General features: G+C 69.6%; 9 protein-coding genes. 4 read left to right on the top strand and 5 right to left on the bottom strand.

Going from position 1 to position 14587, the window contains the following annotated elements; translation table 11 throughout:
* Positions 1 to 71 precede the first annotated feature (71 nt).
* The 3 genes from ACAM52_RS29715 to ACAM52_RS29705 all read right to left on the bottom strand — a co-directional run bounded on the left by ACAM52_RS29715 (position 72) and on the right by ACAM52_RS29705 (position 5465).
* On the bottom strand, positions 72 to 3290 hold the full coding sequence (locus ACAM52_RS29715) for a bifunctional cytochrome P450/NADPH--P450 reductase (protein ID WP_369645346.1): 3219 nt from the start codon (positions 3288 to 3290) through the stop codon (positions 72 to 74).
* Between the two features lie 193 nt (positions 3291 to 3483).
* Entirely contained in the window at positions 3484 to 4743 is a 1260-nt protein-coding gene (locus tag ACAM52_RS29710; RefSeq protein ID WP_159274664.1) for a branched-chain amino acid ABC transporter substrate-binding protein, read from the bottom strand.
* Between the two features lie 32 nt (positions 4744 to 4775).
* Positions 4776 to 5465 carry a TetR/AcrR family transcriptional regulator gene (locus tag ACAM52_RS29705; protein ID WP_369645345.1) on the bottom strand — a complete coding sequence of 230 codons (690 nt, stop codon included), beginning with the start codon at positions 5463 to 5465 and terminating at the stop codon, positions 4776 to 4778.
* A gap of 127 nt (positions 5466 to 5592) precedes the next feature.
* Here ACAM52_RS29705 and ACAM52_RS29700 point away from each other — a divergent pair, with 127 nt between their 5' ends.
* The 4 genes from ACAM52_RS29700 to ACAM52_RS29685 all read left to right on the top strand — a co-directional run bounded on the left by ACAM52_RS29700 (position 5593) and on the right by ACAM52_RS29685 (position 12404).
* Positions 5593 to 7206: an AMP-binding protein gene (locus ACAM52_RS29700; RefSeq protein WP_369647801.1), complete on the top strand. Its 1614-nt coding sequence runs from the start codon at positions 5593 to 5595 to the stop codon at positions 7204 to 7206.
* A 13-nt stretch (positions 7207 to 7219) separates the two neighbouring features.
* Positions 7220 to 10516 carry a carboxyl transferase domain-containing protein gene (locus tag ACAM52_RS29695; RefSeq protein ID WP_369645344.1) on the top strand — a complete coding sequence of 1099 codons (3297 nt, stop codon included), beginning with the start codon at positions 7220 to 7222 and terminating at the stop codon, positions 10514 to 10516.
* Positions 10517 to 10582: 66 nt separating this feature from the next.
* Entirely contained in the window at positions 10583 to 11917 is a 1335-nt protein-coding gene (locus ACAM52_RS29690) for a GDSL-type esterase/lipase family protein (RefSeq protein WP_369645343.1), read from the top strand.
* Positions 11918 to 12029: 112 nt separating this feature from the next.
* Positions 12030 to 12404: a YXWGXW repeat-containing protein gene (locus ACAM52_RS29685; protein ID WP_070063838.1), complete on the top strand. Its 375-nt coding sequence runs from the start codon at positions 12030 to 12032 to the stop codon at positions 12402 to 12404.
* A gap of 31 nt (positions 12405 to 12435) precedes the next feature.
* On the opposite strand, the gene ACAM52_RS29680 is transcribed toward ACAM52_RS29685, so the two are convergent.
* Positions 12436 to 13683 (bottom strand): serine protease, encoded by a 1248-nt coding sequence (locus ACAM52_RS29680; RefSeq protein ID WP_369645342.1) that lies wholly within the window; start codon positions 13681 to 13683, stop codon positions 12436 to 12438.
* Between the two features lie 23 nt (positions 13684 to 13706).
* Positions 13707 to 14564, bottom strand: coding sequence for a formyltetrahydrofolate deformylase (purU, locus tag ACAM52_RS29675; protein ID WP_062478396.1), 858 nt, complete (start codon positions 14562 to 14564; stop codon positions 13707 to 13709).
* Positions 14565 to 14587 lie beyond the last annotated feature (23 nt).

The following is a 14587-nucleotide window of genomic DNA, read 5'->3' as shown; positions in this document are numbered from 1 at the left end:
AGGCGAACGCTCCCCAATAAAAAAGACCGGCGAATGCCGGTCTTTTGCTTTGGGGCTCCAGACTTGGTTCTTCAGGCCCCGGCCCACACGTCGAGCACATAGCGCTGCTCGGCAATCATCTTGTCCATCCACGCCGCGCTGTCCTGCCCGTGCTCGCGCGCAAGGTCGCTGAGCGTGCGTCGCACGTCGGGTTCCATGCGCGAGCCGTCGCCGCACACGTACACCACGGCGCCGGCTTCGAGCAGCTTCCACACGGCCGCGCCCTGTTCGCGGATCAGGTCCTGCACGTAGACCTTGCGGTCGCCGGCGCGCGAGAAGGCCGTGTGCAGCTTCATCAGGCCGCGGTGCGACCAGGCCTGCAGCTCTTCGGCGTAGATGAAGTCCTGCTCGGGATGGCGGCAGCCGAAGAACAGCATCGCCTCGCCCAGCGCATCGCCGCGTTCGACCTGGGCGGCGCGCGCCTGCAGGAAGCCGCGGAACGGCGCCAGGCCGGTGCCCGGGCCGATCATGATGAGCGGCCGGTTGGCATCCTCCGGCAGGCGGAAGCCCTCGGCCGTGGTCTCGCGGATCACGCCGTGCACCGTGTCGCCGGCCTCGGCGCGCGCCAGGAAGTTGGAGCACACGCCCTCGAAGGTGCCCTTGCCCGACATCGCGGGCGCGCTCACCACGCCCACCGTCACGCTGCAGCGCCCCGGCGTCATCGTCGGCGACGAGGAGATCGAGTAGTAGCGCGGCGACAGCGGCGACAGCATTTCCAGGAACACCGCGAACGGCACCTGGCAGGCGCGGTGCTCTTCGAGCAGCTCCAGCAGCGACTTGCGCTTGTGCAGCACCTCGGCCTTGTACGCGGCCTGCGAGGCCTCGTCGCTGCCCGACAGCGCCTGCAGCTTCGGCTTGGTGAAGGGGCACTCGGTGTGCGCGGCGAGCGTGGCGATCTGCTTGCGCGTGGCCACGTCCTGCAGCTCGACGTAGTCGCCCAGCAAACGATCGACCGCGATCACCTGGTCCACCGGCAGCGCCGCCTTGCGGCCCGGCACCGCCGACAGCCGCACGTGCGCCGAGCGGTCGAAGCCGAAGCGCGCCATCGCGCGCTCGACCTGCGCGGGGCTGTTGCGCGGCACCACGCTCAGGTGGTCGCCGGGCACGTAGTTCACGCCCTCGGGCAGCATCAGCTCGACGTGGCGCGTGGAGCGTCCGGCCTCGCCGTTGGCGCCGGCGCTTTGCAGCTCGCGGTTCTCGATCACGCGCAGCGGCACGGCGCCCAGCGCATCGACCAGCGCGTTCTTCTGCGGCGGCGGCAGCTCTTCGAGCGTGTACAGCGGCTCGGCCTCGGCCGGCGTGTCGGCGCCGTTCTTGATGTCGAAGGTCTTCACCAGCGCGGGCCACAGCGCGTCGCTCCAGTCCTGGAAGGCGCCGTCCATGTCCTCGCGCGCATCGCCTTCGCCGCGCTCGTGCACGCGGTCGGCGCCCAAGGCTTCGAGCCGCTCGTCGATGCGGCGCGGCACCGCCTGGTAGGTGGCGGCCCAGTCGGTGTTGCCGCAGCCGAAGACGCTGAAGCGCACGCCGTTGAGCGAGTCGTCGGCCTTGTCGAGCCAGCGGTGGAACTCGGCCGCGTTGTCGGGCGCCACGCCGTTGTACGAGGCGCAGACGATCGCCACCGCGCCGCTGGCGGGCAGCCGCTCGGCATAGTCGTCGAGCGAGGCCAGCTGGGTCGAGAAGCCGCGCAGCTCGCCGGCCTCGGCCAGCTGGCGCGCCAGGTCTTCGGCGGTGCCGAGGTTGGAGCCCTGCAGCACCAGCAGCGAGGTGCCGTGGCGCGCCGCCTGCGGCTTGCGCGCGGCGGGCTTGGCCGGCGTGTCGGGCGTGGCCGCCGCTTCCACGGTGCCGCGCGGGCGCGAGGCCGGGTCGCGCAGCAGCGCCTTGATCTTGAAGTTCTCGGGCTTGATCGTCAGCGCTTCCTTGATCTTGAGCTTGTAGCCCGTGTGATCGACGAGGTTGAAGCGCTGCAGGATCATGCCCAGCGTGAGCACCGCCTCCTGCAGGGCGAACTGCCGCCCGATGCAGGCGCGCTGTCCGTTGCCGAAGGGCTTGAAGGCGTTCACCGGCCGCTCGCGCTCGGCCTCGCGGCTGAAGTGGTCGGGGTTGAACTGGTCGGCGTCGTCGCCCCAGATGCCCTTGTCACGGTGCAGCGCCAGCGCATGCATGATGACCATGTTGTTCTTCTTGATCGTGTACTGGCCGCCGATCTTCGTGTCTTCCTTCGCGCGCATCGAGATCGCGGGCGCGGTCGGGTACAGGCGCAGCGATTCCTTCAGCACCTGCATCACGTACTGCAGCCGGTTGACCTGCGCGTAGGTGGGCTTTTGCGTGGTTTCGCCGCCGAACACGCTGTCGACCTCGGCCTGCGCCTTGGCCATCGCCTCGGGGTTGTTCAGCAGGAAGTAGATGGCGAACGAGAGCAGGCCGCTGGTGGTCTCGTGGCCCGCGATGAGGAATTCGATGCACTCGTCGCGGATCATCTTGTCGGTGAGCTTCTCGCCGCTCTTCTTGTCCACGCCCGCGATCATGTAGCTCAGGAGGTCGGGCTTGGTGGCGATGTCGGCACCGCTCGCGCGCCGCTCCTCGATGATGTCTTCCACCATCTTGTGCATGTAGCGGATGTCCTTGCGCTGCTGCGCCAGCTCCTTCTTGAGCATCAGCTCCTCGAGCGGAATGCCGCGCCGGTTCTGCACCGTCTCCAGCGTGCGCACCATCGCATCGACGAAAGGATGGAAGCCCTCGCGGTAGAACGAGTTGAAGCGGTAGCCGAAGCCGCACAGGCCGATGGTGTCGAGCGTGAGCGCGGTCATGTCGCGCACCACGTCCACCTCTTCATCGAAGTTCAGGCGCTCCCACTTGGTGACCAGCTGGCCCGCGATGTCCAGCATCATCGGGTGGTAGGCCTGCATCGCGCGCTGGCTGAAGTTGGCCAAGAGGATGTTGTGCGGCTTCGACCACGTCTCCTCGTGCGTGTCGGAGGTGAAGAGGCCGTGCGACGCAGCGCGCAGCCGGCGCAGCGCGCCGCGCGTGCTCTTGTCGAAGCGCGGCTCTTCGCACAGCTCGTCGACCAGCGCGGGCGACGACACCACGATCACCGGCATGCCCGGCATGTCGAGCCAGTAGATGCCGCCGAGGTCCTGCGCGATCTTCCACATGTCGAGCACCGGCGAGTCGGAGCCGATGGACAGCAGATTGCCGACGAAGGGTTTCTTCGCCGGATGGGGGATCGGATGGAGCGAGTTCTTTCCTGCCATGGTGTACCTTGTTGTGCCTTCGGTATGGACCCGCTTCGGATGTCCGGGATGCGAATCCGGAGTATCCCGATGGCACAGGGGGTGGGCAGGACGGGGTTTCCCTAGGAAACAATTGCACGGCGCAGGGGGCGATCACGCCGTCAGCGTGATCGTCATTCACAGTGGCCCGGGCACGTCCCCCGAAAGAACTCAGTCAGGGTCGGACCATCTTGCAGTCGGTGCCCTGCGCCAGTTCGTTCCCGGTATAGACCGCATCGGTGCGGAAGCCGTAGTTGGTGCCTTCCCAGCCCGTCTTCACCGCCTTGCCGTCCACCGGCGCGATGGTGTTCACCACCTGCGGCAGCAGCAGCTGGTGGTCTTCGCCGCGCATGCGCACCGGGCCTACCACCGAGTCGAAGCTCAGGTCTTCGAGGGCGCGTGCCACCTTCACCGTGTCGGCGCTGCCGGCCTTGGCGATGGCGGCGGCCAGCAGGCGCGGCGTCAGGTCGATGCGCGGCGCGAGGAAGTCCTTGCCCGTCTTGGCCTTGTAAGCCTTGGCGAGTGCATCGACCTTCGGCGTGTCGGCCTGGCCCGGGTGCCATTCGGCCACCCAGGTGAGCTGCCCCGTCTTGGCCTGCGACACGGCGGTGACGGTGCCCGGCACCGAGCCCGCGCTGTGGTTGAAGTAGCGCAGGTTGTAGCCCGCGTCGCCCGCGGCCTTCTGCAGCAGCGTCATGTCCTGGCCCCAGTTGCCGGTGATGACCGAGTCGGCGCCGCTTTGCTTGATGTTGGCGATGTAGGGCGCGAAGTCCTTCACGCGGCCGATGGGGTGCAGCGTCTCGCCGACGAACTGGATGTCGGGACGCGCGAGGCCCACCAGCTGGCGGCCGTAGCTGGCCCACTGCTTGCCGTGGGCATAGTCCTGGTTCAGCAGGTAGACCTTCTTCACGTCCGGCGTCTTCTTGATGTAGTTGGCCAGCGCCTTCATCTTCATCGCCGTGTTGGCCTCGGTCTGGAAGTGCCAGAAGCTGCAGCCCTTGCCGGTCATCTCGGGGTCGATCGAGGAGTGGTTCAGCACGATCAGTTCCTTGCCCGGGTTGCGCTGGTTCCAGCGCGCCACGGCCAGCACCAGCGCCGTGACCACCGACGAGCCCGAGCCGCCCGTGACGATCGCCTTGGCGCCCTGGTCGATCGCTGCCTGCAGCGCGCTCTGGCTTTCCTGCGCCGAGAGCTTGCTGTCGAACTGCAGCAGCTGCAGCTTCATGCCGCCGAGCACGCCGCCCTTGGCGTTGATGTCCTCGATGGCGTACTGCGTGTGCATGAGCATCAGCTCGCCCACGTTGGCGAACGGCCCCGACAGCGGATCGATGTAGGCGATCTTGTAGGTTGGCTGCTGCGCCTGCGCTGCGGTGCCGGCGATGGCAAACAAAGAGGCAAGGGCGATCCGCGCCAGGGGCGCATGCGTGAGCTTCATGGGTGTCTCCGGAGGGTGTGTGAAAGACGGAATCAGTGCGTCGCGCGCAGCCCGATCACGCGGCTGGCCAGTTTCGTGAGCTGCGCCACCACCTCGTCGGGCGAGAGGCGCCCGTTGGGGCGGTACCAGCTGTAGAGAAAGCCCGGCAGGCTGCAGGCCGCGAGCGCGGTGATCTTGGTCTCGTCGAAGTCGAGGTCGCCGTCGCGCCGGGCTTCTTCGAGCAGCGGGCACAGCAGGTCATAGAAGTGGTGCGCGAGCTTCTTCTGCGCTTCGAGGTACTCAGGGCGGTACACCTGCGGCTCGCGGTACGCGAAGAAGGCCACCGGGTGGTGCGCGATGGTGGCGCGGATCAGCCCCTCGATGCCTTCCATCACCTTCTCGCTCGCGCGGCGCGGGTCGGCGGCGGCGAAGTCGAGCGCGGTGAAGCAGTCGACCGCGGGGCGCCACGACAGCGTCTCGAAGATCTCCTGCTTGTCGCGGAAGTAGTAATACACGAAGGGCTTGGTCACGCCCAGCTCGCGCACGATCTGCGCCATGGTCGTGTTGGCGTAGCCCTGCGCGGCAAACAGCTGCGCCGCCGCCTGCAGGATGCGCTCGCGCTGCAGGTCGGTGCCCTGCGTGGCTGCACGCTGGCGGCCCGTGCCCTGCGGCAGGTGCGGCTGCGCCGCCAGCGCCGTGTGCGTGGCAGAGGGTTTGTTCGGTGTCGCGGAAGTTATACCCATGGGTAGGATTGTTCGTGCACCATGCCGCATTGGCAAGCGCCGGCCATGCGCAGGCGGCTATCGATAACCCTGAGAAAGTGACGCCATGGAGACAACGCCCGCCACCCCCACACCTGCCGCCGAACGCTTGAAGGAACTGCCGCCGCGCGTGCAGCAGCCCCTGCACGCCTACCTGCGCGACCACGCATGCACGCGCGGCGACGCCACCGCCTGCCTCTGGTACGGCCAGGCCCTGAGCTGGGCCGAGCTCGACCGCGCGAGCGACGCCTTCGCCGCGCGCCTGCAGGCACTGGGCGTGGCCAAGGGCGAACCCGTGGTGCTGTTCCTCAACAATTGCCCGCAGTACCTGGTGGCGCACTTCGGCATCCAGAAGATCGGCGCCATCGTCTGCCCGAGCGGGCCGCTCAACAAGGAGCACGAGCTGGCCTACCAGGTCAACGACCTGAAGGCGCGCGTGATCGTCGCGGCCGCGCCGCTGGTGCCGGTGGTGCGCAAGGTGCAGGCCGAGAGCGCACTCGCGCATGTGTTCGTGGTGCACTACGCCGACCTGCTGCCCGCCGAGCCCACGCTCGACCTGCCGGCCGAACTGGCCGCCGAGCGCACGGCCGAACGCACCGTGCCCGAAGGCTGCGAAGACTTCCTCGCCGTGATGCGCAGCGGCGCCACGCCGCAGCCCGTCGCCATCGACATGGACGACATCGCGCTCATGACCTACACCTCGGGCACCACCGGGCTGCCCAAGGGCGCGATGCTCAGCTACGGCAACGCGCTCTTCAAGACGCGCGCCGCGGCCGACTGCAACGGCGTGGGGCCGGACGACGTGCTGCTGTCGATCGCGCCGCTGTACCACATCGCCGGCATGCTCATGGGCGTCAACGTGCCCGTGCTCAGCGGCGCCGCCTCGGTGCTGATGCACCGCTTCGATCCGCGCGCCGTGCTGCAGGCCATTGCCGCTTACAAAGTGAGCTGGTGGTACAGCATCGCGCCGATGAACGTGGCCTGCATGCAGGTGCCCGACATCGCCCGCTTCAACCTGTCGAGCCTGAAGATGAATCCCGTGACCAGCTTCGGCATTGCCTTCACCGAACCGCTGGCCGCGCAGTGGCGCTCGCACGCCAACAACTGCAGCTCGTTCGAGGCCGCCTACGGCCTGAGCGAAACCCACACCTGCGACACCTACACGCCGCACGTGGCGCCGCGCTGGGGCACGCAGGGCGTGCCGGTGCCGGGCGTGACCATCCGCATCATCGACACCGACACCCAGGCCGACATGCCCACGGGCGAGGTCGGCGAGATCGTGCTCACCAGCGCCGGCTCGTTCAAGGGCTACTGGAACAAGCCCGAAGCCACGGCCGCCACCCTGCGCAACGGCTGGGTGCACACGGGCGACATGGGCAAGCTCGACGCCGACGGCTACCTCACCTTCATCGGCCGCTTCAAGGAAATGATCAAGGTCTCGGGCTACAGCGTGTTCCCCGAAGAGGTCGAGACCATCCTCATCAAGCACCCGGCGGTGGCGCAGGCGGCGGTGATCGCGCAGCCCGACCCCGAGAAGGGCGAGGTCGTGAAGGCCTTCATCGTGCGCAAGCCCGGCGCCGCGCTCGAGGCCGACGCGCTCGTGGCCTGGGCGCGCGAGAACATGGCGAGCTACAAGGCGCCGCGCGCCGTGAGCTTCATCGATGCATTGCCCACCACGGGCGCGGGCAAGGTGCTGCGCCGCCTGCTCAAAGACAAGACCTGAAAGGCTTCCTCGCGTGTTTTCCAAAGTTCTGATTGCCAACCGCGGCGAGATCGCCGTGCGCCTGGTGCGCGCGCTGCGCGACCTGGGCATCGCCAGCGTGGCGGTGCATGCGCGCGACGATGCCGCCGCGCTGCATGTGCAGCTGGCCGACGTGGCGGTGGCGCTCGATGCGACCGGGCCCTCGGCCTATCTCGACGTGGCCGCGTTGATCGCGGTGGCGAAGGCGCAAGGCTGCGATGCGGTGCATCCCGGCTACGGCTTCCTCAGCGAGCGCGCCGACTTCGCACAGGCCTGCGCCGACGCGGGCCTGGTCTTCATCGGCCCCACGCCCGGGCAGCTGGGCCTGTTCGGCGACAAGGCCCGCGCCCGCGAACTGGCCGCGCAGTGCGACGTGCCCGTGATGCCCGGCAGCGCGGGCGCGGTGACGCTCGCGCAGGCGCAGGCCTTCTTCGCCGAGCAGCATGCGCAGGGCGCGGGCGTGATGGTCAAGGCCATCGGCGGCGGCGGCGGACGCGGCATGCGCGCCGTGCTCACGGCCGACGAGCTGCCCGAGGCGCATGCGCGCTGCATGTCCGAGGCCAAGGCGGCGTTCGGCATCGAGGGCGTGTACGTCGAGCGCCTGATGCGCAACGCGCGGCACATCGAGGTGCAGGTGCTCGGCGACGGCCACGCCGTGGCCAGCCTCGGCGAGCGCGAGTGCACGTTGCAGCGCCGCTTCCAGAAGCTGGTGGAGATCGCGCCCAGCCCCTCGCTGCCCGAGCCGCTGCGCGCGCAGGTCACGCAGGCCGCGCTGCGCATGGCCAAGGCCGTGGGCTATCGCGGCCTCGGCACCTTCGAATTCCTGGTCGATGCCGCGTCGACCACTTTGCCTTTCGTCTTCATCGAAGCGAACCCGCGCCTGCAGGTCGAGCATACGGTGACCGAAGCCGTGACGGGGCTGGACCTCGTGCAGCTGCAGATCGCCGTCGCTTCGGGCGACACGCTGGACGCGCTCGGCGTGGAGGCCGGCCGCACGGCGCCGCAGCGCGGCTTCGCGGTGCAGTGGCGCATCAACGCCGAGACGCTCGATGCGCAAGGTAACGCACGCCCCGCGGGCGGCACGCTCGCGCGCTTCGACCTGCCGGCCGGCCCCGGCGTGCGCGTCGACACGCACGGCTACACGGGCCTCGCGCCCTCGCCGCACTACGACACGCTCCTGGCCAAGCTCATCGTGCATTCGCCGTCGCCGCGCTTCGCGGACGCGCTGCGCCGCTCGCTGCGCGCGCTCGACGAATGCCACATCGACGGCATCGCCACCAATCTGCCGCTGCTGTGCGCCATTGCCGCGCGGCCCGAATTCGCGACGCAGGCCGTGCACACGCGCTTCGTGGAAGCGCATCTGGGCGATCTGCTCGCGGACGCGAAGGCGTTTGAGAAGCACACGAAGAAGGTGACCGCGCCCGCAGCGGTGAGCGCACCAGTGCAGGAAGAGGGCGAAGACGACGGCCTCACCGTCAAGGCGCCGATGCCCGCGAAGCTGGTGCAGTTCGAGGTCGCAGTGGGCGACGTGCTGCCTGCCGGCGCGCAGCTGGGCGTGCTCGAGGCCATGAAGATGGAGCACCTGCTGCACGCGCCCGTGGCCGGCCGCGTGCTCGCACTGCTGGCCGCGCCCGGCGACTACCTCGTCGAAGGCCAGTCGCTGGTGCGTCTGGAGGCCGTCGATGCGCAGGGCGTCGAGGCGCAGGCGCGCGTCGCGCACGACCTCGACGCGATCCGCCCCGACCTGCAGAAGGTCATCGACCGCCATGCGCCCACGCTCGATGCCAACCGCAAGGCGGCCGTCGACAAGCGGCATGCGCAGGGCGGGCGCACCGCGCGCGAGAACATCGCCGACCTGTGCGACATGGCCGGCGACCCGGGCAACTTCATCGAGTACGGCGCGCTCGCCATCGCCGCGCAGACGCGCCGCCGCACGCTCGAAGACCTCATCGCCAACACGCCGGCCGACGGCATGGTGACCGGCCTGGGCAGCGTCAACGCGAAGCAGTTCGGCCCCGAGAGGTCGCGCTGCGCCGTGCTGGCCTACGACTACACCGTGCTGGCCGGCACGCAGGGCATGCGCAACCACCACAAGACCGACCGGCTGCTCGCGGTGGCGCACCAGCTCAAGCTGCCGGTGGTGCTGTTCGCCGAGGGCGGAGGCGGGCGGCCGGGCGACACCGACATGCCGATCGTCGCGGGCCTGAACAACCACACCTTCAGCCAGTTCGCGGCGCTGTCGGGCAAGGTGCCTGTCGTCGGCATCGTGCATGGCCGCTGCTTCGCGGGCAACGCGGCGCTGCTGGGCTGCGCCGACGTGATCATCGCGACCCAGGGCAGCAACATCGGCATGAGCGGCCCCGCGATGATCGAAGGCGGCGGCCTGGGCACCTTCGCGCCCGAGCAGATCGGGCCGAGCAGCGTGCAGTCGCGCAACGGCGTGATCGACATCCTGGTGGAGGACGAAGCGGCTGCAGTCGCTGCGGTCAAGCAGTACCTGTCGTACTTCCAGGGCCCGGTGAGCGACTGGCAGTGCGCCGACCCGCGCACGCTGCGGCACGTGGTGCCCGAGAACCGCCTGCGCGTGTACGACGTGCGCGCCGCGATGCGCGGCGTGGCCGACACCGGCTCGCTGCTCGAACTGCGCGCGGGCTTCGGCGCGGGCATCGTCACGGCGCTGGCGCGCATCGAGGGCAAGCCGGTAGGTCTCATGGCGAACAACCCGCACCACCTGGGCGGCGCGATCGACGTGGAGGCGGCCGACAAATCCGCTCGCTTCATGCAACTGTGCAATGCCCACGGGTTACCGATCGTGTCGTTGTGCGACACGCCCGGCTTCATGGTCGGGCCCGAGGTCGAGGCGCAGGCGCAGGTGCGCCACGTGTGCCGCATGTTCATGGTGGCCTCGCACCTGCGCGTGCCTTTCTTCGCGGTGGTGCTGCGCAAGGGCTACGGCCTGGGTGCGCAGGCCATGACCGCCGGCGGCTTCGATGCGCCTGTGTTCACCGTGGCCTGGCCCACCGGCGAGTTCGGTGCGATGGGCCTCGAAGGCGCGGTGCGGCTGGGCTTTCGCAAGGAACTCGCGGCCGTGCCCGAGGGCGCCGAGCGCGACGCGCTGTTCAAGCAGCTGGTGGCGCAGCAGTACGCGAACGGTGAAGCGATCCACATGGCGCAGACGCTGGAGATCGATGCGGTGATCGACCCGGCCGACACGCGCACCTGGCTGGTGCGCGGCCTGGCGTCGGCCACGCGGCCGGCGGAAGCGGTCTCGGCGTACGTCGACACTTGGTAACGCAGGCTTAGACCTCGTCACCTGCGCGGGCAAGGCGGCTCCGTACACTGGGCCGCTTTTGCACGCATGAAGCTTCCTGCCCGCTGGCGCGTCCGTCTGCGCGACGCCGCCTTTTCCCCTGCACACTGGATGGCCGTTCTCGGCCTTGCGGTGCTGCTCGTGGGCGTGCAGGCGGTGTGGGCTGAGAAGGTCGAGCAGGCGGCGCGCCAGCCGGCCGAAGCGCGCTGGGTGGCGAGCTGGGCCGTGGCGGTGCTCGACTTCGCCGAGCTGGACGCCAACCCCGCCACGGCCGCCATCGGCGGGCCGGGCGACCATGTGTTCCGCGGCCAGACCTTGCGCCAGATGATGCGCCCGACGATCGACGGCGAGCGCATCCGCGTGCGGGTGTCGAACCGCTTCGGCAAGACGCCGCTGCGCATCGCCGCGGCCACCGTGGCACTGGGCACGGGCGGCGACGCCATCTCGCCGGCCTCGTTGCGCACGCTGCGTTTCGGCGGCCGCGCCACCGTCACCGTGGCGCCGGGCGCGGAAGCATGGAGCGACGGCGTGGCGCTGAACGTTGCGGCGGGCCAGGCCGTGGCCGTGAGTCTTTTTCTCGACCGCGCGACACCGTTCGCCACGATGTACCTGCTGTCCAGCGACACGGGCTGGCTGGCGCAAGGCAACGCCGTCTCGGCGCCCCGGCTGTCGAAGGCGACGGCGCTGCCGATGAGCCACATCGTGACCGGGCTCGACGTGCTCACCGCCCGACCCGTGCGCACCGTCGTCGCGTTCGGCGATTCGATCACCGCGGGCGGTGGCGAGTCGGGCGACGGTTCGTACCCCGACATGCTCGCCACGCGGCTGCGTGACAGCCCGCAGGCCGCGCACGCGGTGTCGGTGATCAACGCCGGCATCGGCGGCAACCGGCTGCTGGTGAACGGCATCGGTCCCGACGGCCTGTCGCGCTTTGCGCGCGACGCGCTGGGCCAGAGCGGCGTGACGCACGTCATCGTGCTGCTGGGCACCAACGACATCGGCCGCGCCATCTTCGCGGGCATCCCCGGCCTCAAGGTGCCGCCGCACGACGTGCCCACGGCCGAGCGTGTCACCGAGGGCCTGGGGCAGCTCGTCAAGCAGGCGCGCGCCAAGGGCGTGAAGGTGCTGCTGGGCACCGTGCCGCCCTTCGGCAACACGATCTACGGCACCGACGCCAACGAGGCCATGCGCGAGGCCGTGAACCGCTGGGTGCGCAGCCGCCAGGACGTGGACGGCGTGGTCGACTTCGATGCGGTGCTGCGCGACCCCGCCGCGCCGCGTCAGCTGAATCCGACATTCGACAGCGGCGATCACCTGCATCCCAACCGCGCCGGCCACGCGGCCATGGCCGCGGCCATCGACCTGCGCGAATTGCAGGAATAAAGCGCGTCTGCGGCAGCGAAACAGCTCTACACAAGATTTCGCGCAGCGCTTACAGGCGCTTCACACGGTCCCGGCAGCATGAAGGCTCCTCCAACAACCATGGGGCTTTCTCATGAAAACACTCGCAGTCGCTCTTTCCATCGGTGCCGCTTCGCTGCTGTCAGTGGGCGCCCTGACCGTTCCCACGGCCGCGCAGGCGCAGGCGGTGATCACCATCCAGGGGCCGCCGCCCCCGCCGCGCTACGAGCGCATGCCGCCGCCGCGTCGCGGCTATGTGTGGTCGCCGGGCCACTATGAGTGGCGTGGCGGTCGCCATGTGTGGGTGCGCGGCATGTACGTGCGCGCCCGCCCGGGCTATGCCTACCGCGCGCCGGAATGGCGCGAGAACAATGGCCGCTGGGAATACAACCGCGGCCGCTGGGACCGCGACGGCGACGGCGTGCCGAACCGCCAGGACCGGCGTCCGGACAACCCGTACCGCAATTGATCGATAGAGAGCGCGCGGCGCGCGCCCGGGGCTAGCGGATGCTCACCAGCTCGAGCACTTCGCTGACTTGGAACGCGCCGCCGCTCGCACCGCCGCGCGTCTGCACTTCGAAGCGGACGACGCGGCCCAGCTCCGGCGAGAACCACACGCTGGCGCGGTAGGTCCCGTACTGGTTGCCACTCCAGGCGCCAGCGTTCGCGAAGCGCTGGGTGTGGCCGCGGTAGTCGATCTTCACCACCTTCATCTCGCGGCCGTTGACCGGCAGCATGGCGGCGTCGTCCACCACGCTGGCGCGCAGGTCCATCTTGATGCGCGTGCCGCCCATGGTGGCGTCGTATTCCGTGGCCCAGGCGGCGTCCTGTTCCAGGGTCGGGCGGGCCCAGCCGCGCGGCGGCATGACGCTGTCGAACTCGCCGGCCACGGCCGTCGTGACGCCGATCACCTCGCCGCCCGGCTTCTCGATCCAGCCGCCGTTGTTGAAGCTGAGGCGGTCGTCCGAGGTGGTGGCCGTGTCCGCGCGGTAGATCACCTTGCGGTAGGTGTTGGTGAGGCGGTCGTGCAACTGGTACTCCACGAGGCTCGGGCGCTGCAGCGACACGCTGGCCGGCGCGGGCTGCGAGGCGAGGCGCTCGATGGCCCGTTGGCCGCGCGTCGGCAGTTCCGCGATCCATGCGGCCGGCAGGGCGAGGGTCGCCGGGGCCGATCCGGCGACGAGGCCCACGAGGCGGCCTTGCGCATCGAACAGGCCGGCACCGGCCAGGCCCGCCTCGGTCGGCGTGGCCAGCTGCAGCGACTCGAGCGCGCCCGCGGCGTTGCGGCGCACGCCGCCGAGCATGGAAATACCGAGCGTGAGTTCGCGCCCGCGCGGCGATCCGATGACGTACAGCGGCATCCCGACCTGCAGCGCCCCCGCGGGCACGACGCCCAGGGTCGGCGACACGAGGTTCGCGATGCGCAGCTGGCACAGGTCGCGCTCGACGTCCGGGAGCTCCAGCACGGCGCCGTAGCTCACGTTGTCGCGGCGCAGCGCCACGGCGCTGGCCTTGGCCAGCAGCTTGCAGCTGGTGACGGCCGTGCCCGGACCAGTGGCGACCGCGCTGCCGGTGGCCAGGACCTTGCCCTGGGCGTCGCTGGCCTGCACCACCCAGACACTGGGCGAGATGCGCGCGAACAGCGCGTCGGGCGCCAGCGGGGCGCTGCCGGCGCGGGCGTCCTGGGCGAAGGTGGCGGGCGCTGCCAGAGCGGCAGCAAGGGCGAAAAGCGGGAGCTGCAGGCGCATCTGGAAGCGGCGATGGAGTGGGTTTAGCGGAACACGACCGTGCGGTGGCCGTTCAGCAGCACGCGGTGCTCGCTGTGCCACTTCACGGCGCGGGCCAGCACCTGGCTTTCGGTGTCGCGGCCGCGGGCCGTGAGGTCTTCGACCGTGTCGGTGTGGTCGGCGCGGGCCACGTCCTGCTCGATGATCGGACCTTCGTCGAGGTCGGCCGTCACGTAGTGGGCGGTGGCGCCGATCAGCTTCACGCCGCGGTCGTGCGCCTGGTAGTAGGGCTTGGCACCCTTGAAGCTGGGCAGGAACGAGTGGTGGATGTTGATCGCGCGGCCGGCCAGGCTCTTGCACAGGTCGTTGCTCAAAATCTGCATGTAGCGCGCGAGCACCACGAGTTCGGCGCCTTCGGCCTCGATGATCTCCAGCTGCTTCGCCTCGGCCTGCGCCTTGGTCGCGGCCGTCACCGGGATGTGGTGGAAGGGCACGTTGTAGCTGGCGGCCAGCTGGTAGAAGTCGCGGTGGTTCGAGATGATGGCGCGCACGTCGATCGACAGCAGGCCGCTCTTCCAGCGGAACAGCAGGTCGTTCAGGCAGTGGCCTTCCTTGCTGACCAGGATCACGGTCTTCATCGGGTCGGCGGCGGCGTGCAGCTGCAGGCTCATGCCGAAACCGGTGGCGAAGGCCTTCAGCTCCTCGCGCAGCACGGCTTCGCTGTGGTCACCGCAGGCGAAGCGCACGCGCATGAAGAACAGGCCGGTGCCGTGGTCGTTGTATTGGGCGGCCTCTTCGATGTTGGCGCCGCGCTCGAGCAGGAAGCCCGACACGGCGTGCACGATGCCCGTCCGGTCGGGACAGGAGAGGTTCAGGATGTAGGCAGGCGTAGTGGTCGTCATCAGGGGCAGGATTGTGGCAGGGG

The sequence above is a fragment of the Variovorax sp. V118 genome (assembly GCF_041154445.1).
Lineage (GTDB): Bacteria > Pseudomonadota > Gammaproteobacteria > Burkholderiales > Burkholderiaceae_C > Variovorax > Variovorax boronicumulans.
This window is presented reverse-complemented; position numbering and strand designations above follow the sequence as displayed.